16 protein-coding genes are annotated in these 17,826 nt (G+C 55.9%); 11 read left to right on the top strand and 5 right to left on the bottom strand.

All coding sequences use genetic code 11. The features are described from left to right. Positions 1 to 101 precede the first annotated feature (101 nt). Together Q0903_RS16295 and Q0903_RS16290 are read right to left on the bottom strand one after the other, a co-directional pair. Positions 102 to 1,196 carry a hypothetical protein gene (locus Q0903_RS16295; RefSeq protein ID WP_299417095.1) on the bottom strand — a complete coding sequence of 365 codons (1,095 nt, stop codon included), beginning with the start codon at positions 1,194 to 1,196 and terminating at the stop codon, positions 102 to 104. Beyond that, the gene (locus tag Q0903_RS16290; protein WP_299417093.1) at positions 1,193 to 2,197 is read right to left on the bottom strand and encodes a GlxA family transcriptional regulator; all 1,005 of its coding nucleotides are present in this window, start codon (positions 2,195 to 2,197) and stop codon (positions 1,193 to 1,195) included. Before Q0903_RS16290 ends, Q0903_RS16295 begins: the two co-directional genes overlap by 4 nt. 185 nt (positions 2,198 to 2,382) lie before the next feature. Here Q0903_RS16290 and Q0903_RS16285 point away from each other — a divergent pair, with 185 nt between their 5' ends. Beyond that, positions 2,383 to 3,753 carry a class II 3-deoxy-7-phosphoheptulonate synthase gene (locus Q0903_RS16285; protein WP_299030511.1) on the top strand — a complete coding sequence of 457 codons (1,371 nt, stop codon included), beginning with the start codon at positions 2,383 to 2,385 and terminating at the stop codon, positions 3,751 to 3,753. A 42-nt stretch (positions 3,754 to 3,795) separates the two neighbouring features. Here Q0903_RS16285 and Q0903_RS16280 read toward each other — a convergent pair whose 3' ends face one another. Next, the gene (locus Q0903_RS16280; RefSeq protein WP_299417091.1) at positions 3,796 to 4,521 is read right to left on the bottom strand and encodes a PAS domain-containing protein; all 726 of its coding nucleotides are present in this window, start codon (positions 4,519 to 4,521) and stop codon (positions 3,796 to 3,798) included. A 276-nt stretch (positions 4,522 to 4,797) separates the two neighbouring features. Here Q0903_RS16280 and Q0903_RS16275 point away from each other — a divergent pair, with 276 nt between their 5' ends. The 10 genes from Q0903_RS16275 to phoB all read left to right on the top strand — a co-directional run bounded on the left by Q0903_RS16275 (position 4,798) and on the right by phoB (position 14,212). Continuing rightward, entirely contained in the window at positions 4,798 to 5,688 is an 891-nt protein-coding gene (locus Q0903_RS16275; protein ID WP_299417089.1) for a YicC/YloC family endoribonuclease, read from the top strand. Between the two features lie 3 nt (positions 5,689 to 5,691). Next, positions 5,692 to 6,333 carry a guanylate kinase gene (gmk, locus tag Q0903_RS16270; RefSeq protein WP_299030506.1) on the top strand — a complete coding sequence of 214 codons (642 nt, stop codon included), beginning with the start codon at positions 5,692 to 5,694 and terminating at the stop codon, positions 6,331 to 6,333. After that, entirely contained in the window at positions 6,330 to 6,851 is a 522-nt protein-coding gene (locus Q0903_RS16265; protein WP_299417087.1) for a gamma carbonic anhydrase family protein, read from the top strand. Before gmk ends, Q0903_RS16265 begins: the two co-directional genes overlap by 4 nt. Positions 6,852 to 6,855: 4 nt before the next feature. Then, the gene (locus Q0903_RS16260; RefSeq protein ID WP_299417085.1) at positions 6,856 to 7,893 is read left to right on the top strand and encodes an ATP-binding protein; all 1,038 of its coding nucleotides are present in this window, start codon (positions 6,856 to 6,858) and stop codon (positions 7,891 to 7,893) included. 148 nt (positions 7,894 to 8,041) lie between these two features. Next, complete coding sequence (locus tag Q0903_RS16255) at positions 8,042 to 9,079, top strand: substrate-binding domain-containing protein (RefSeq protein ID WP_299030499.1); 1,038 nt, start codon at positions 8,042 to 8,044, stop codon at positions 9,077 to 9,079. 80 nt (positions 9,080 to 9,159) lie between these two features. Further along, positions 9,160 to 10,671 carry a phosphate ABC transporter permease subunit PstC gene (gene pstC / locus Q0903_RS16250; RefSeq protein ID WP_299417082.1) on the top strand — a complete coding sequence of 504 codons (1,512 nt, stop codon included), beginning with the start codon at positions 9,160 to 9,162 and terminating at the stop codon, positions 10,669 to 10,671. Then, complete coding sequence (gene pstA, locus Q0903_RS16245) at positions 10,668 to 11,993, top strand: phosphate ABC transporter permease PstA (RefSeq protein ID WP_299417079.1); 1,326 nt, start codon at positions 10,668 to 10,670, stop codon at positions 11,991 to 11,993. Before pstC ends, pstA begins: the two co-directional genes overlap by 4 nt. A 13-nt stretch (positions 11,994 to 12,006) precedes the next feature. After that, positions 12,007 to 12,804 carry a phosphate ABC transporter ATP-binding protein PstB gene (pstB, locus tag Q0903_RS16240; RefSeq protein WP_299030490.1) on the top strand — a complete coding sequence of 266 codons (798 nt, stop codon included), beginning with the start codon at positions 12,007 to 12,009 and terminating at the stop codon, positions 12,802 to 12,804. 4 nt (positions 12,805 to 12,808) lie between these two features. Beyond that, complete coding sequence (gene phoU, locus Q0903_RS16235; RefSeq protein WP_299417077.1) at positions 12,809 to 13,519, top strand: phosphate signaling complex protein PhoU; 711 nt, start codon at positions 12,809 to 12,811, stop codon at positions 13,517 to 13,519. A gap of 3 nt (positions 13,520 to 13,522) precedes the next feature. Continuing rightward, entirely contained in the window at positions 13,523 to 14,212 is a 690-nt protein-coding gene (phoB, locus tag Q0903_RS16230; RefSeq protein ID WP_299030484.1) for a phosphate regulon transcriptional regulator PhoB, read from the top strand. Positions 14,213 to 14,280: 68 nt separating this feature from the next. On the opposite strand, the gene Q0903_RS16225 is transcribed toward phoB, so the two are convergent. Both Q0903_RS16225 and Q0903_RS16220 read right to left on the bottom strand, forming a co-directional pair. Then, entirely contained in the window at positions 14,281 to 15,312 is a 1,032-nt protein-coding gene (locus Q0903_RS16225) for an ACP S-malonyltransferase (protein ID WP_299417074.1), read from the bottom strand. Further along, positions 15,309 to 17,492 carry an alpha-ketoacid dehydrogenase subunit alpha/beta gene (locus tag Q0903_RS16220; RefSeq protein ID WP_299417072.1) on the bottom strand — a complete coding sequence of 728 codons (2,184 nt, stop codon included), beginning with the start codon at positions 17,490 to 17,492 and terminating at the stop codon, positions 15,309 to 15,311. Before Q0903_RS16220 ends, Q0903_RS16225 begins: the two co-directional genes overlap by 4 nt. Positions 17,493 to 17,826 lie beyond the last annotated feature (334 nt).

Raw genomic sequence — 17,826 nt, 5'->3', positions numbered from 1 at the left:
GAGAAGCGGATTTTTTCAGTCAATCGCCCCTATTTGACGTTGTTCTAAAGGCCGATAGTCTGAATCAGAGAGGTTTCACATCCCGACTGTCCTGCGATGCACTATTGTGGATCGCTGGCGGTGTACCACGTCACAGAAAACTGCCGCTCACTTGCCGTTGGGGCAGTTATAGTGCTGCGCGCGAACGCCGCGTGGCGCAGAATGTCACGGCCCCAAATCAGATCATTGGGCATAGGCTGTTGTGTGGCCAGCGCGCGTGCAAGAACCGCAGGGTCGCGCAAGGCGGCAACGTCCGTCAAAAGCGGTGCAGGATCAATTGCATCGCATGCTTCACGGTGAAGTGGCGCGCAAAGAACGACAAAGGCGATGCGCCGCACTTTTATCCCGCTGATCAGCAGTGTTTCCTGGTCCATGCGGATCGCCATTTGATCTGTCTCGAAGTTCTCCAGGGTCCGCGGGCGCCATTCCTCGCTGCGCACCTGAATTCCGACAACCCCTTCGCTATGCAGGTTCCTCGCCCATTCCTGCGCGGCTTGGGTGAGTGCGTAAAGCTTGTCAGCTTCGTCGTTCGGATAGGTTTGCCAGACCAAGGGCAATGCCAGCGTGCGGTGGTAGGCATAGGGCGTAGGCCAATAGCGAACGTCGTCGCGCAAACGCAGTGGATCGGATGCGGTGTCAAAAGCCAGCAACTCTGCGTGGGTCATCGTCTCTTTTTGGCGCAGGGCGGGGCGGCTTGCAGCAATTACATCAGCTAGGTCCATATCTGCGCGCTTGCAGGTCGAACGGCCCAGAAACCCAGACCTGTCGCGCTCGGGTTCTATCACGCGGATCATTTTGATCGGGAACGGCGTGCCTGCGCAACGGCGCGGATTGCTTCCAAAGATTTTGGCAATCGACGGGTCCAGCACGCCACGGACTGCAAACTCAGGAGAAAGACCAGCACCGCGCGCCAGCAAAAACCACCCCGTCTTGCCGTCACGACCCTCGTACCAGCTGTCATAGGTCAGAACACCCGTGCTCGGGCCGTTCTCGGCCAGGGCCAAAAGCGCGTCAGTGTCATAGACATCAAGGCCATCGCGCACCGCATGGGGGCGCAAGCCGTAGAGGGTTGGTCCCGAAAAAAGTACAATCGCAGCCAGAGCAAGCCCTGCACAGGCAGCAATAGTCAGCAGCAGAATGCGTGCGGCTGCCCTCAAATGGACAAGCGCGCGGCGTGGCTGCCCCGTTCGCGGTAGGGTGTTGTGTCATAGTGTGCGCGGTAGCATTTCGAGAAATGCGAAGGCGAGGCAAAGCCACAGGCCAGCGCCACGTTAATTACGCTCATATCCGTCTGCATCAACAGATTGCGCGCTTTTTGCAGGCGTAACTCCATGTAGTAACGCTTTGGGCTGCGGTTGAGATAGCGGCGGAACAACCGTTCAAGCTGGCGGGTTGACATGCCGACGTCGCTGGCAAGGATCGACGGGCTGATCGGCTCTTCTATGTTGATTTCCATAATCTGGATCACCTGACTCAGTTTGGGGTGACGGACCCCAATGCGCGTTGGCACAGACAAGCGTTGCGTGTCCTGATCGGTACGGATCGAGCTATAGATCAATTGGTCGGCTACCGCATTTGCCAGATTTTCGTCTTGATCATCTGCGATAATCTTGAGCATCAGATCAATGGAGGACGTGCCACCGGCCGTTGTCATACGGTTGTTGTCCACGACAAATACAGATTTTGTTAAAGTAACCTCTTCGAATTCCTCGCCAAAGCTGTCTTGATTTTCCCAGTGGATAGTCGCGCGCTTGCCATCGAGCAGTCCCGCTTTGGCAAGGCAATAAGCCCCCGTGCACAAACCACCGATTATCAGCCCCTTGCGGGCTTCGCGGCGTAGCCATGCCAGCACCTTTTTGGTGGTAGCAGATTGTACATCAATGCCTGAACACACCATGATTGTATCGTCGCGATTCATTTCAACCAGATCGTTGTCCAGCTGAAAAACAGTGCCCGCCGAACACTCCGCTTGTTGCCCACCCTCACCAATAATTGTCCATGTATAGATAGTCCGGCCCGCCATTCGGTTGGCGATGCGCAGACTTTCCAGCGCCGTGGAAAAGCACAGCAGACTAAAGTTGTCCAACAACACAAAAACAAAATGGCGTGGTTTGTCAGGGTTTTGCGGAATGCGTTGGGCATGAGGTGTTTGGGCCATCGGGCGAATCCACGGGTAAACAGGTGAACAAAACTATAGGTGCAAGACTAGGACATTAGGATAAATGCAAGGTCAAGCGTTCAAATGGGTTATGGCCTTGCTCCTTTGGGTTTTGTATAGGGTTTATCTGACCCTGCGTTTGCGCCAACAGAACCCGCGCATTCGCCATAGACCGGAGCGATGACATGACGAACTGGAGCAAATCAAGCTGGCGCACAAAGCCGCGGATTCAGATGCCTGATTACCCTGACCAAGCGGCGCTGAACGCGGTCGAAGAACAGTTGTCGCGCTATCCACTTTTGGTCTTTGCTGGCGAGGCGCGGCGCTTGCGCAAGCATCTTGCTGCCGCTGGCCGTGGCGAAGCGTTTTTGTTGCAAGGCGGCGATTGCGCAGAAAGCTTTGAGCAGTTCAGCAGCGACATGATCCGTGACACCTTCAAGGTCATGCTGCAGATGGCGGTTGTGCTTACATATGGTGCCAAAGTGCCGGTGATCAAAGTCGGCCGTATGGCGGGACAATTCGCCAAACCGCGATCAGCCAACACCGAGACAATCGACGGGATCGAGCTGCCCAGCTACCGCGGTGACATCATTAACGATCTGGCCTTTACGCCCGATGCGCGGATACCCAACCCCGAAAACATGATGCGCGCCTATACGCAGTCAGCCGCGACGCTAAACCTGCTGCGGGCGTTTTCAACGGGCGGGTATGCGGATGTGCAGAAAGTACACGGCTGGACCCTTGGCTTTACCGATACAGAAAAGGCTGCGAAGTACCGCGACTTGGCTGCGCGCATTTCCGATACGCTGGATTTCATGACCGCCGCCGGTGTGTCGCCCGAAAACGCGCATACGCTGCAATCAGTTGAATTTTATACCAGCCACGAATCCCTGTTGCTCGAATACGAAGAGGCGCTGTGCCGCCAAGAGGCCGAAACAGGAAAGTGGCTGGCAGGTTCGGGCCATATGATCTGGATCGGTGACCGTACGCGCCAGCCTGACGGCGCGCATGTGGAGTTCGCCTCGGGCGTGCAAAACCCGATCGGGTTGAAATGCGGCCCCAGCATGGAAGTGGATGATCTCAAAAAGCTGATGGTCAAACTCAACCCCGACAATGAGGAGGGGCGTCTGACCCTGATCGCGCGCTTTGGTGCAGGGTCTGTCGGCGATCATCTGCCGCGTTTGGTCAAAGCAGTGCGAGAAGAAGGCGCGAATGTCGTTTGGACCTGCGATGCGATGCACGGCAACACCATTAAATCGGCGTCGGGGTACAAAACCCGCCCCTTTGAAAGTGTCCTGCGCGAAGTGCGTGAATTCTTCGGGGTTCATGCCGCCGAAGGTACCGTGCCGGGTGGCGTGCATTTCGAGATGACAGGACAGGATGTGACCGAATGTACAGGCGGCGTGCGTGCTGTATCTGACGAAGATCTCTCAGACCGCTACCACACTGCCTGTGATCCGCGCCTGAACGCCAGCCAGTCGCTTGAGCTTGCATTCCTCGTTGCAGAAGAGCTGTCGGCGCGACGCACAAAATCCGAAGCGCAAGCAGCAGGCTAAACACAATCAGTCAGACGGGGCATACCTGTCTGACTGGCAGTTTCACCGTTCTTCGTCTGTTTTGACCAACCGAAGGTAAGGCGGGCGTTTTTTAGCGTCCGGCTTGGTTGTATCTTGTACCGCTGGCATCGGGGGTGTGGGGGCAGGCGTGAAGGGCGTCTTTGGTTCTTCGAATACTTGGGCCGCTTTAGGCGCAGGTGGCGCGACACTAGGCTCGGGTGCCGAGCCGAGGCGGCGCAACTGTGTGTCGCGAATATCAAAGCGACGCGGTGCTGCGCCCAATTCGCCGACGCTTACCAGACAGCCCAATATGCGGCTTACGTCACCTAGATCGCTTTTCAATGGCAGCAGGATCATGCGCGCGTCCAGTGCTGGCTGCCCGAGGCTGCCAGTTGAATGCATCATAATTTCAGCAGTGCCAGGGGTCTGAAACACTTCTTCCAGCAATCCGGCAACGCGGGTGCGCGCATCTTGCTCGAAAAATGCGGTAAGCGGCATTCCACGTGCTTCCATCCCCATGATGTCATGCAAATGACTGCCCGCAATCCGCATACGCGCCACACCGGGCGCGACCCGCTCTAGAATAAAAGCGTATTCTAGCGCGCTCTCGATACCACGCGGATCAATCTCTGCGCGTTTGGGCATTTCGCGACCCGCCCGCAGCGCATCCCAATAGGCCTCTACAAGAGACAGGGGCGCGTATCCGCTATGAGGCTGATAGTCAGACATGGTCACTACATTTTGCTGTGTTTTAATAGAATTGTCCATTGAAGCTCTCGTTAGGAAATCAGGAATGCGGGAAAAGCGGCGAATATTTGCACCGCAGGCTTGGATTCAGGCATTGTTTCGCTTGAATGAGCCGTTCTGGCGTTTTTGGTTGCTTGCCTATCTATACCTATTGCTGCCTCAAGTTGGTCATATTTCAGTCATAAAGGTTAACGCTGCTATTGCGTCTCTATGGTGCATATCGGGTTGGGGGGGCTTGCAGATAAGGGGGAAAAACCCCTATGCCTCCCCGTGACGGAACGCAAAAGGACTGCCCCCATGACCCACTCAATGACAGGTTTTGCCACATTAGCGGGCGCATTGGGGCCACATAGCTGGAGCTGGGAGCTGCGCGCGGTCAATGGAAAAGGTCTGGACCTGCGCGTACGTGTCCCTGACTGGATACCAAGCCTTGAAGTAGAGCTTCGAAAAGCACTGGCCACAGGGATCGCGCGGGGGAACGTGACCCTCGGTCTGCGGGTCATCCGCGAAGAAGCTGGGGGCGGTTTGAGCGTTAACACCGCACAGTTGACTACCGTCCTTGACGCGCTCGGCCAGATCGAAACGGCGGCGATGGATGCAGGTGTGTCGCTCGCGCCGTCTAAGGCGACGGACATCGTAACGATGCGCGGCGTGCTGGAGCAATCGGTGCCAGAGGATGATAATGCAGCACTTGCCGCCGCGCTTGTGACGCAGTTCGACAGTGTATTGCGCGACTTTAACGCGATGCGCGCCGTTGAAGGTGCCGCACTTGTGCGTGTGATGCAAAGCCAGCTCGACGAGATCACTGTTCTGGTGGCCGAAGCGGCCGAACTGGCGCAGGCACGCAGCGCGCAGGCCGCAGAAACGCTCAAACGCAATCTCGCACGGGTAATGGACGGTGTCGACGGGATCGAGCCCGAGCGTATTGCAGCAGAGCTCGCGTTGATCGCCGTTAAATCCGACATTACCGAAGAAATTGATCGTTTGCGTGCGCACGTAGATGCTGCGCGGACCTTATTGGCTGTTGATGGCCCTGTAGGCCGCAAGCTGGACTTTCTGATGCAGGAGTTCAATCGTGAGGCGAACACGCTTTGCGCCAAAGCCCAGAGCAGTGATCTGACACGCGTAGGGCTTGCGCTGAAGGCCGTGATCGATCAATTGCGCGAGCAAGTACAAAATGTGGAGTAAACCATGATGGACCGTCGCGGCCTTTTGATCATTCTGTCCTCGCCGTCCGGAGCGGGAAAGTCCACATTGGCCAAACGGTTGATGCGCTGGGACGAAACGTTGAGCTTTTCGGTCTCGGCCACAACCCGCGCGCCCCGTGAAGGAGAAGTGGACGGCAAAGACTATCTTTTCGTGAGCGAAGAGGATTTTCGCAAGTGGGTATCAGAGGGCGAGATGCTGGAGCATGCCCATGTCTTTGGCAATTTTTACGGCTCTCCCAAAGGTCCGGTCGAGCGGGGGATCAACGCCGGCAATGACGTGCTGTTTGACATCGACTGGCAGGGTGCGCAGCAAATTCGTAACTCTCCTCTTGGTTTGTATACGCTGTCGATCTTTATATTGCCGCCTTCTATTGCTGAATTGCATCGCCGACTGGTCAACCGAGGGCAGGATGATGCGGCTACCATCAGCAAGCGGATGCAGAAAAGCTGGGACGAGATCAGCCACTGGGATGGCTATGACTATGTGATCGTGAACGACGATCTGGACACAACAGAAGACAAACTGAAAACGATCATCGCGGCAGAGCGGCTGAAACGCACGCAACAGCCGCATCTGAGCACCATCGCGCGCCGCCTACAATCTGAATTCGAGGATCTGGAATGACAATTTACGCCCTTGCCGACATTACCCCGCAAATCGATCCGACAGCGTGGGTCGCCCCCGATGCGAATGTCATCGGAAATGTGACGCTTGCCCAGAATTCCTCGGTTTGGTTCGGGTGCACTCTGCGCGGCGACAACGAGCTTATATCGGTTGGTGCAGGATCGAATGTGCAGGAAAACAGCGTATTTCACACTGATCCGGGCTGTCCGCTCACCATCGGTGAGAATTGCACCATCGGCCACAAAGTGATGTTGCATGGCTGCACGATTGGTGACAATTCCCTTATTGGCATGGGGGCGACGGTTCTGAACGGTGCCAAGATCGGCAAGAACTGTTTGATCGGGGCAGGGGCGTTGATAACGGAAAACAAGGTCATTCCCGACGGCAGCCTTGTGATGGGCGCACCAGGGAAAGTGGTGCGTACTCTGGATGACAAAGCGATAGAGGGGCTGAGAATGAGTGCTATGCATTACCAGCAAAACGCCGCCCGCTTTGCTGCTGACCTCAAACCTGTGTAATGCGATGGACAGGCCACTGCCCGTTGGACAGCTGATTGCAGCGCTTTCTATGCCAGCACTTGCGATTGCGCCTAACGAGCAGATTATCGGGTTGAATACCGCAGCCCAAAAGCTGTTGGGGATGCCTGCCGAAGGAAGACATTTCGTGACCGTCCTGCGGCAGCCGTCGGTGGTTGAAGCTGTCGAGAAGTGTCGTGCATCCGGTGGGCAAACCAGCGCGGAGTATCTTGGTCGCGAGAACGGCAATGATACCACATACGCCGTCACGGTACGTCTGGTGGGCGAGACCGGGATCGCCATGTTGACCTTTCAGGACATCACATTTGTAACGGCCGCGGGGCAGATGCGCCGCGATTTTGTGGCCAATGTCAGCCATGAATTGCGCACCCCCCTAACGGCGCTTATGGGCTTTATCGAAACTCTGCGTGGCCCTGCCAAAGACGATGCGAAAGCGCGGTCACGGTTTTTGGCCATCATGCAAAACGAGACAGAGCGGATGAACCGCTTGGTTGGTGATCTGCTATCGCTAAGCCGTGTCGAGGCAGACCAACGCGTGCGCCCGACAGACCAAGTTGATGTGCGGGCGGTTCTGGAAAGTACATTGCGCAATCTAGCCAGTCTTGCACGTGAGGCGGATGTGACGTTTGTACCTGATTTGCCGCAAGAGCCTGTGACCGCTAATGCGGATGCGGACCAACTTCAGCAGGTTTTTACCAACCTCATCGAAAATGCGATAAAATACGGGGGCGGGGGCAAACGCGTGTTTGTCACGCTGGCGGTGCATGACACTGTCGCGGTTCTGCGCGGTGCGGGCATTGTAATTGCTGTGCGCGACGAAGGGCCAGGCATCGAAGCACGACACCTCCCGCGCCTTACCGAGCGATTCTACCGTGCTGACGATCATCGCAGCCGTGAAATGGGCGGGACCGGTTTGGGCCTCGCGATTGTTAAACACATCCTGAACCGTCATCGCGGTCGGCTTAAAGTAGCTTCGATTGTGGGGCAGGGCGCTGAATTTAAGGTATTTTTACCGCTGCGGTGATCTGTGTTATCCAACACGTCACGCGCCTCCATTCGAGCGATTGTCATAAAACTGTAACGCTACTGTCGCAAAAGCACAGCACGCAGGCCCTAGGCGTTGCCCTAGTCACCACTGGGGGTGGCTGAAAATTCTATGACAGGAGACTTCCATGTCTTTCGTAAAGCTCACTACTTCCGCTCTGGCCATTGCGGGCCTTTCTGCCACTGCTGCTGCTGCGCGCGATCAGGTACAGATCGCAGGGTCCTCTACAGTGCTGCCCTATGCTTCCATCGTTGCCGAAGCCTTCGGCGAGAATTTTGACTATCCTACGCCAGTTGTTGAATCAGGCGGCTCCTCCGCAGGTCTCAAGCGGTTTTGTGAGGGTGTCGGCGAAAATACGATCGATATCGCCAATGCCTCCCGCCAGATCCGCGAGAACGAGATTGCGGTGTGTGTGGCCAATGGGGTGAGCGAGCTGATCGAGGTGCGTGTAGGCTATGACGGGATTGTTTTTGCCTCGGACATCAATGGCAACAGCTTCGCATTCACTGCCGAAGACTGGTACAAGGCATTGGCCGCCGAGCATTTCGTTGATGGCGCGTTGACCCCCAATACGCTGACCTCTTGGGATCAGGTCAATCCGGATTTCCCCGCCCAGCCCATCATGGCCTTCATCCCTGGCACCAAGCATGGCACCCGTGAAGTATTCGAGGAAAAAGTGCTGCTTGCAGGGTGTGAAGATGGTGGATTTTTGCAGGCGATGCTCGACGCCGGCGTCGATGAAGACACTGCCGAGGGTAAGTGCATGGCGGTCCGCACAGATGGTAAATCCGTAGACATTGACGGTGACTACACCGAAACGCTGGCCCGTATCGACAGTAACAAAGATGGCATCGGCGTTTTTGGACTGGCCTTTTACGAGAACAACACAGACCGGTTGCAAGTCGCGACAATGGCGGATGTGGTACCGAGCATCGAGAGCATTTCAACAGGCGAATATCCCGTCTCCCGCCCCTTGTTTTTCTACATCAAAAAAGCGCATATCGGCGTGATCCCGGGCCTTAAGGAATTCGCCGAGTTCTTTGTAGCAGACGAGATCGCAGGGCCGGACGGACCACTGGCGGAATACGGCTTGGTCTCTGATCCCGAGCTTGCCGCGACCCAAGAGATCATCGCAAACGAACAAGCGATGGATAACGGCTCCTGAAACAGGCGCTGATGGATTAATAAAAGAGAGGCCGCCAGACCTGCGGCCTCTTGTCTTTAACGCCACTTGGCGGAGTATTTATGCCACTTTCTTTTCTCGGCAATCCCCTGACGCTACTGGTGATCGTGCTGGTAATCGCAGTGATCGGCTATGTCGCAGCGCGCAACCGTGCAATGGCGCGTGCAGGCGGTGATGCGCGACGTCTGCATTCGCTGCCAAACTATTACGGTATGACGGCAGCAATGTTTGCTGCGGTACCGGCGTTGGGCGTTTTGGTAATCTGGCTGCTGGCGCAACCGATGATGATCCAGAATTCCATCCTGCCCATGTTGCCCGATGCCGCAACCCAGACAGCTGGCGAGCTATCGTTGGTGCTTAGCGATGTGAACCGCGTGGCCGAAGGGCTGGAAGTCGCTCAGGCGCAAGGCGTGCTGAGCAATGCGGCCATTACTGCGCTACGCGATGATCCGTCTACCTTGCGTGCCACACTTGCCGGAGTGGGTGTTGCCCTTGGCTCGGAGGTGCAACCTTTTGTGCTGGCCGCAGCACAGAGCGCACGCGCGCTGGATGCTCGGTGGGACAGTGTTCGCGCGATCGTTGTGATTGTCCTAGCTCTCGCCGGGTTGGGTATAGCAGTGCGCGCAGCCAATCCTGCGTTTCGCGCCCGAAATGTGGTCGAACGTGGTGTGCTGGGGTTGCTGATTGTTGCCGCGTCTCTCGCGATCCTCACAACTGTTGGCATAGTCTTGTCGATGGTTTTCGAGACGGTGAATTTCTTCTCGCTCCATCCTTGGCAGGATTTTTTCCTTGGCGGATCATGGGCTCCCAACTTTCGCGGCAACAGCGAGCTTTCGATCCTGCCGCTCCTCTGGGGAACGCTGTATATCTCGGTGATTGCTCTGTTTGTGGCCGTTCCAATCGGCTTGTTTGCCGCGATTTACCTTAGCGAATATGCGGGGCCGAAACTGCGCGCGATTGCAAAGCCTTTGCTGGAAATCCTCGCTGGTATTCCTACCATCGTCTACGGGCTGTTTGCGCTGCTGACGGTTGGGCCGTTTCTGGTGGATGTCTTTGGCGCGAATGGTGTGCTTAGCGCAGAAGGGCTGCGGGATGGCGATCCGCTGATGTCCGGCGCTACGGCGGTCATAACGGCGGGTCTGGTCATGGGCATCATGCTGATCCCGTTCGTTTCCTCGCTGAGTGACGATATCATTAACGCCGTCCCACAATCGCTGCGCGACGGATCATACGGGCTGGGCGCGACCCCGTCCGAGACGATCCGCCAAGTGGTTCTGCCTGCGGCCCTGCCAGGGATTGTAGGGGCGATCCTGCTGGCGGCCTCCCGTGCGATTGGTGAAACGATGATCGTGGTTCTTGGGGCAGGGGCCATCGCCCGCATCTCCGGTAATCCTTTCGAGGCTATGACCACCATCACAACCCGCATCGTTAGCCAACTGACGGGTGATACAGACTTCGCCAGCCCTGAAACACTGGTCGCCTTTGCATTGGGTCTGACCCTGTTTGTGCTGACCCTTGGCCTGAATGTGGTAGCCCTGTTCATTGTCCGCAGATATCGGGAGCAATACGAATGACCGATGCAACACACAAATCCTTGCTGGTGCAAGATGCCCGTACCGCGCGACGCAACCGTGCCGAGCGGCGGTTCAAATCCTATGGTCTGATCGCCATTGGCATCGGGGTGTTGATGTTGATGATCTTGCTCACCACGATTATCGGGCGGGGGACGGGCGCATTTCAACAGACCTACCTCAGCCTTGAGGTAACTCTCGATGCGGCCAAGCTGGACAAGAAGGGCAACCGCGATATTGCCGATGTGAAAAAGGTCTCGACCTTTGGGTACAAGCCGCTTCTGTCGGACGCGTTCGGGCAGCTTATCGCCAGCGGTGTGGTCCGCTCGGATCTGAAGCCGAAAGAAATGGCAGGGCTTTTGTCGAAAGGAGCCGAGGCACAGATGCGCGATGCCGTACTGAATGATCTTGATCTGATCGGCCAGACGGTGCGCTTTGATTTTCTGGCTTCCGGTCGTGTGGACGGATACCTAAAAGACCGTGTAACGCGCGATAGCATCGCAAACGACAAACGGATCAGTCCCGAACAGTTGGATCTGGTGGACCAAATGCGCGATGCAGGATTGCTGGAAAAGAAATTCAATCTGGCGTTCATCACCGGTGCCGACAGCTCGGATGCGCGGCCAGAGGCGGCGGGATTTGGCGTGTCGATGGTCGGCTCTTTGACAATGATGTTGGTGGTTCTGGCCTTGGCCCTGCCGATAGGTGTCGCAGCCAGCATCTATCTGGAAGAGTTCGCACCTAAAAACTGGATCACGGATGTGATCGAGGTGAATATATCCAACCTTGCGGCGGTGCCGTCGATTGTCTTTGGTATTCTGGGTCTGGCGGTGTTCATCAACTATATGCACTTGCCCAATTCTGCCCCTCTGGTGGGGGGGCTTGTGCTAACGCTGATGACACTACCGACGATCATTATTTCGACCCGTGCCTCGCTTAAATCAGTGCCGCCCAGCATCCGCGACGCGGCGCTGGGGGTGGGGGCGTCCAAGATGCAATCGGTGTTCCATCATGTTTTGCCGTTGGCCGCACCGGGTATTCTTACGGGCACAATCATCGGTTTGGCACAGGCCTTGGGTGAAACGGCGCCGCTGCTGCTGATCGGCATGGTTGGCTTCATCGCTTCCAACGGGCCCGAGAACATTAACGAGGCATTGCTGAACCCCAACTCTGCCATGCCTGCGCAGATTTATGAGTGGGCCAAACGGGCCGACCCCGCATTCTATGAACGTGCATGGGGAGGCATCATCATTCTGCTGGTGTTCCTTATCACTATGAACGCCGTTGCCGTGATACTGCGCCGCCGGTTCGAGCGGCGCTGGTAGGGCGGCAGACAACATGCGAGACAATACTCAAACACCGGAGGCTCATGTGGCCAATACATCCAAAATTTCCGCCAAGGGCGTTCAGGTCTATTACGCGGACAATCACGCCATCAAGGACGTGAACGTCGAGATCGAAGACAAGACTGTCACTGCATTTATCGGGCCCTCTGGCTGTGGCAAATCCACTTTTCTGCGTTGCATTAACCGGATGAATGATACGATTGATATCTGCCGTGTTGAAGGGAATATCCTGATCGACGGAGAAGACATCTATGACCCCGCTGTCGATCCTGTTCAGCTGCGTGCCAAAGTGGGCATGGTGTTTCAAAAGCCAAATCCGTTTCCGAAATCCATCTATGACAACGTGGCTTACGGCCCGCGCATCCATGGTCTGGCGCGCAACAAAGCCGAACTGGACGAGATCGTTGAGCGTGCCTTGCGCCGTGGTGCCATCTGGGACGAGGTGAAGGACCGGCTGCAAGCGCCCGGTACGGGACTGTCGGGCGGCCAGCAACAACGGCTGTGCATTGCACGTGCCGTCGCAACAGAGCCAGAGGTTTTGCTGATGGACGAGCCTTGTAGCGCGCTGGACCCTATCGCGACGGCACAGGTTGAAGAATTGATCGACGAGCTGCGGCAAAACTATTCTGTGGTGATTGTCACCCACTCCATGCAGCAGGCCGCACGGGTCAGCCAGCGCACCGCGTTTTTCCACCTCGGAAATCTGGTGGAGTTCGGTGATACGGACAAGATATTCACTACTCCTGAAGATCCCCGCACTGAGAGCTATATTACCGGAAGGATCGGTTAAGATCATGGAAGAACAAAACCACATCGCCTCTGCCTTTGACCGTGATCTGGAAGCGGTACAGGCGCAGATCATGAAAATGGGTGGGCTGGTTGAAGACGCCATTCGCCTTGCCGCCAAAAGCCTCGAGACACGCGACGAGCCGCTGGCCGAACAGGTACGCGCTGCTGACACTGCAATTGATGTGCTGGAGGCAGAGATCAACGAGAAAGCTGCGCGGATCATCGCGTTACGTGCGCCTACAGCAGTTGATCTGCGCATGATCCTGAGCGTGATGAAAATCTCGGGAAATCTTGAGCGGATTGGCGACTATGCCAAGAACATGGCCAAGCGCACCAGCGTTCTGTCGCAAATGCCACCCGTAAATGACAGCACGGGTGCGATACGACGCATGGCCCGTCTGGCGGAAGAAATGCTCAAAGATGCGCTGGATGCGTATATTCGCCGCGATGCTGATCTGGCAGCTGATGTTATTGCGCGCGATGAAGAACTGGACCAGATGTACAATGCACTGTTCCGCGAATTCCTGACCTTTATGATGGAAGACCCGCGCAACATCACTGCTTGTATGCACCTGCATTTCATCGCCAAAAACGTCGAACGGATGGGTGATCATTGCACTTCTATGGCCGAGCAGGTGACATACCTCGTGACTGGCGCGCACCCTGACGAGGCGCGACCCAAAGCTGACCAGACATCTCTCAACCCGCGAGGATAGCGGATGCCCATGGATCAAATACAGATCCTTCTGGTCGAGGACGAACCCGCACAGCGCGAAGTCTTGGCCTATAATCTGGAGGCGGAGGGTTTCACAGTGCGCCGCGCCGAGAACGGCGAAGAGGCGATGCTCTTGATTGATGAGATTGCCCCTGACCTGATCATACTCGACTGGATGATGCCGCTGCTTTCTGGAATAGAGGTGTGTCGCCGTGTGAAAACCCGTCCAGAAACCCGTGCCATCCCTGTTATCATGCTAAGCGCGCGTTCTGAGGAAGTGGACACCGTGCGCGGTCTTGATACAGGGGCGGATGACTATGTCGTGAAACCCTATAACCTGCGCGAGTTGATGGCCCGTGTGCGCACCCAGTTGCGCCGTGTACGGCCTGCGGTTTCGGGTGATACGCTGCGTTTTGAGGATATCACCCTTAATGCGGAGACGCACCGCGTAATGCGTGGTGATGCAGAGATCAAACTGGGGCCTACCGAATACAGGCTTTTGGTTACACTCATGGAAAAGCCCGGACGGGTGCTGAGCCGCGATCAGCTGCTGGACATGGTTTGGGGGCGCGATATCTTTGTCGACACGCGCACAGTCGATGTCCATGTCGCGCGTCTGCGAAAGGCACTGAAGGGTCAGGGATTGAGTGATCCGATCCGAACAGTGCGTGGCACCGGATATTCGCTGGGTTAACTGTTTGCGTGGGTTGAAGGTGCGGGATTGAGTTTAAGGGAAAAATAAAGAAGCCATTTGGCCTGTGTTCAGAGCGCCAGCGCCCGCTGATCCTCGCGGCCCATGCTGATCAGGATTGGATCGGATGTCTGACGCGCAAGAAATGCTTCTTTGCTGTCGATACCTTGCCATTTGATCGCGATGAGGGCTTGTGCCACTGCGCCGCCGAGGGTCGCACCGGGGCCTGTGATGACAAAACGGTCGGGCGCAAAGTTGCGTGCGGCTGATTGGATCGCTTTGGTGAAATCGTAGGTTCGGGTAATCTGATGGTCAAAGGTATAGTCGTAAAGAGCGACGGTATCGCTGGCATGGGGATGCCATACTGTGCCGCGACCATCGATCAATGCAATTTTTGGCGTGTTGAGAAGCGCATTTGGCAAGCTGTCACGGCCTATGGCCGCGACTTGCTGCATCATCTCAGTATGGAAGGCCGCATGGTTTGGAAGGCGCAATGGCTTGCGGCTCGAACGATCTGACACGGTCGTTTCAAAGGTGTTCAATCCGGCATCGTTACCTGCAACGACCAACATCCCCCCCAAATGGATGGACAGGGAAAGCGTGTGATTTGGTTTGCTGTTAATCTGTGCAATCAGGCCTAACAGGTGCTGCTCTTCTCCCGGTATCGGTTGCCAGTTATCATCCACGAATGGCAGCAGGATTTGGCCGCCGGGGCCGTGCTGGTGCATCAAGGTTCCCATTGTGTTGACAATGTGCATCCCTGCGCGCGCATCCGCAGCACCGCCTACAGCAAGCGCGATGTACCAACCCAGCGAATTGCCGGTCACGGCGACAATGTCATGACTACTAATAGCAAGCTGTGCGTCAAGAAGGCTGCACGCATATATCAAGGCGGAGGCGTTGTCTCCGGTGGTGTGCTGCGCGGCACTGAACCGCGCGGCGCCGTCCAGTGAGGTCAGCGTTTCCTGACCCATTTCGCGACGCATTTCATCCCATTCAGCAATGCTTGGGTGATCTGCATGGGTGCGCGCCAAGGTGCCCAGCTCTGATTTATTGTAGGTGCCGCGTCCGGGACAAATGAGGACGGCTGTTTTACGGGTCATGATGCCACCAGTGCTTTTGCCGCGCTCGTAATCTCAGCGGTTGAGGGCAGGGTGACTGCATAGGCGGGTCCTGTCGCGATAAAACTGTCTTGGGCAGTTACCCTGTACAGCCGCGTTCTGCCTGCCTCTGCAAATAGCGCCATCAATCCCTCGGACTGGCTTCCTGTCCGGCGGCATTCATCGACGATCAGGATATTTTTACAAGCTTTCGTTGCCTCCAACAGCGCGTCTTGAGGAAGGGGAGCAAGCCAGCGCATATCAATCACCCGACAAGCAATACCGTCTTTTTCCAATGCCTTGGCAGCCTGTGTTGAGAGGTAGTGGCCGTTTGCATAACTAACAATAGCCAGTGTTTCGCCGTCTCCCTGCACACCGATTTCACCAATACCAATCTTCTGGTCTGGCGCAGGATAGGTGGTAAGCCATCCGTTATCACCTGAATCATGCAGATCACGCATGGGATAGAGTGCGATGGGTTCGACAAAAACCACAACTCGCTGCTCTTCACGTGCCAAGCGAACTGCCTCGCGCAGCATCATCGCTGCATCCGCACCGTTCGAAGGGCAGGCGATAATCAGGCCCGGAATGTCACGCAGCACAGCGAGTGAATTGTCGTTGTGAAAATGCCCTCCAAAACCCTTTTGATACCCAAGCCCTGCAATCCTGAGCACCATGGGATTGGTGTATTGGCCGTCCGAGAAAAAACTCAGCGTAGCCGCTTCGCCCCGCAACTGATCCTCGGCGTTATGCAGGTAGGCCAAAAACTGGATTTCGGGGATGGGTACAAACCCGTTTTGCGCCATGCCGATGGCAAGACCAAGAATGGATTGCTCGTCCAGCAGTGTGTCAATCACGCGGTCTGGGCCAAACCGGTTTTGGAGTTTTTGCGTGACGCCATAGACACCGCCTTTGCGGCCAACATCCTCGCCAGCAAGAACAATTTCGCCATGCTGGAGCATAAGATCGGCCAACGCCCAACTTATCAGACGGCTCATCGGTTGTGGCTCTGCCATGAGTTTCAGATCATTGCCGAAAACAGCGGAACGTGCTTGGGGCGATGGGCCATTTGTTGGGCTGCACTTGCGGGGCGGGGGAATGATGCTCTGCATAACCTGTGGCGCGGTGGTGAGGGTTTCTTGTTGCATCACCTCATCTGACACACGTATACAGGTTCTGTCTATTTCATTATATATATCAATTGATTGTTGAGGTGTCCTAATGTCAAGATCCCGCAAGATCCGCACAGAATGGAGCAGTGGATCATTCGCCTCAGACGCCTCGATATCTGCCTTGTCGCGGTACGTCATTTCGACATCGGATCCTGCATGGCCATAAAGACGGACCGTTGTGATGTGCAAAAACGCGGGTTTCCGTGTTTGGCGTACATAGGCGGCAGCTGCTTGGGACACACGCAGAGTTTGCGCCATATCCAGCCCGTTGCACGTGAAATACCGCAGCCCGGGACGGTTTGCAAAATTCGCCGCAATCCAGCCGCGTGGCGTGGGAACAGAGATGCCTATGCCGTTGTCTTCGCACACAAATAGAAGAGGTAGAGGGACAGATTGATAGCTGGTCCAGCAAGCAGTGTTGATAGCACCTTGGGCCGTGGAATGGTTGGATGACGCATCCCCAAAACTACACATAACAATGCTGTCATCGGGCAGCTGGCAGTGTTCAGGTGCTGTGCGGCGTGAGAGGCCGATAGAATATGCAGCACCAACAGCTTTGGGCAAATGGCTGGCGATGGTAGACGTTTGCGGTGGAATATTCAGTATTTTTGAGCCCAGCACCTTATGGCGTCCGCCCGAAATCGGGTCGGCCATGGCCGCACGAAAACTAAGAAGCATGTCCCAAACCGGTGTCTGACCAGGGACTTGCGCGGCGCGCTGTATCTGAAACGCCGCATCACGGTAGTGCAGGAACGCCATGTCCGTAGGCCGCAGCGCCTCGGCAACGGCTGCCATACCTTCGTGACCGGATGAACCGATCGTGTAGAAACCTTTTCCCGCAGCCTGCATCGCGCGGCTGGTACGGTCGAGCTGGCGGCTCAGAACCTGACTGCGGAAAATCTCGACCAGCTTTCCAGGTGCAAGGGTTGGATCAGGCGCGGCGCCATCAGGCAGATCGTTTTCGCCAAGTCTGCGCAAGAAGTTCTGGTGAACGATAGCGGCGCGATCCATGTCAGGCTCCAGTGATTAAACGCTATTTGCAAGTTTCATATCTGGTGCAGAGAGGTCAATGGGGATTTGGACGATTGTAGGAAAGGCGGTATGGAACTACATGCTTTGCGTTTACTTGTAATCTATATTATGTAATATATTGATTGACAGTTAAGAGAGCAAACGCAGTAGCAAAAGCGGTTATAATCGCGCCAAATTTTGCCGCCTGCCAAGATAACAAAGACCTGCGCACAACGTGATACATTTTCGCCGCGTCGCGCGTCCTGTTTGATGGCTGAGGCTAGACAGAGAGCATCAAGGCTGGCAGGTTTTTTGAGCAACTGAAAATCGGATA

Source organism: uncultured Sulfitobacter sp. (genome assembly GCF_947502895.1).
Classification (GTDB): Bacteria; Pseudomonadota; Alphaproteobacteria; order Rhodobacterales; family Rhodobacteraceae; genus Sulfitobacter.
This window is presented reverse-complemented; position numbering and strand designations above follow the sequence as displayed.

Coding starts and splice junctions, on each gene's coding strand:
- Q0903_RS16290 (WP_299417093.1), bottom strand. CDS start 2,197: ATGGCCCAAACACCTCATGCCCAACGCATTCCGCAAAACCCTGACAAA.
- Q0903_RS16285 (WP_299030511.1), top strand. CDS start 2,383: ATGACGAACTGGAGCAAATCAAGCTGGCGCACAAAGCCGCGGATTCAG.
- Q0903_RS16280 (WP_299417091.1), bottom strand. CDS start 4,521: ATGGACAATTCTATTAAAACACAGCAAAATGTAGTGACCATGTCTGAC.
- Q0903_RS16275 (WP_299417089.1), top strand. CDS start 4,798: ATGACCCACTCAATGACAGGTTTTGCCACATTAGCGGGCGCATTGGGG.
- gmk (WP_299030506.1), top strand. CDS start 5,692: ATGATGGACCGTCGCGGCCTTTTGATCATTCTGTCCTCGCCGTCCGGA.
- Q0903_RS16265 (WP_299417087.1), top strand. CDS start 6,330: ATGACAATTTACGCCCTTGCCGACATTACCCCGCAAATCGATCCGACA.
- Q0903_RS16260 (WP_299417085.1), top strand. CDS start 6,856: ATGGACAGGCCACTGCCCGTTGGACAGCTGATTGCAGCGCTTTCTATG.
- Q0903_RS16255 (WP_299030499.1), top strand. CDS start 8,042: ATGTCTTTCGTAAAGCTCACTACTTCCGCTCTGGCCATTGCGGGCCTT.
- pstC (WP_299417082.1), top strand. CDS start 9,160: ATGCCACTTTCTTTTCTCGGCAATCCCCTGACGCTACTGGTGATCGTG.
- pstA (WP_299417079.1), top strand. CDS start 10,668: ATGACCGATGCAACACACAAATCCTTGCTGGTGCAAGATGCCCGTACC.
- pstB (WP_299030490.1), top strand. CDS start 12,007: ATGCGAGACAATACTCAAACACCGGAGGCTCATGTGGCCAATACATCC.
- phoU (WP_299417077.1), top strand. CDS start 12,809: ATGGAAGAACAAAACCACATCGCCTCTGCCTTTGACCGTGATCTGGAA.
- phoB (WP_299030484.1), top strand. CDS start 13,523: ATGCCCATGGATCAAATACAGATCCTTCTGGTCGAGGACGAACCCGCA.
- Q0903_RS16225 (WP_299417074.1), bottom strand. CDS start 15,312: ATGACCCGTAAAACAGCCGTCCTCATTTGTCCCGGACGCGGCACCTAC.
- Q0903_RS16220 (WP_299417072.1), bottom strand. CDS start 17,492: ATGGATCGCGCCGCTATCGTTCACCAGAACTTCTTGCGCAGACTTGGC.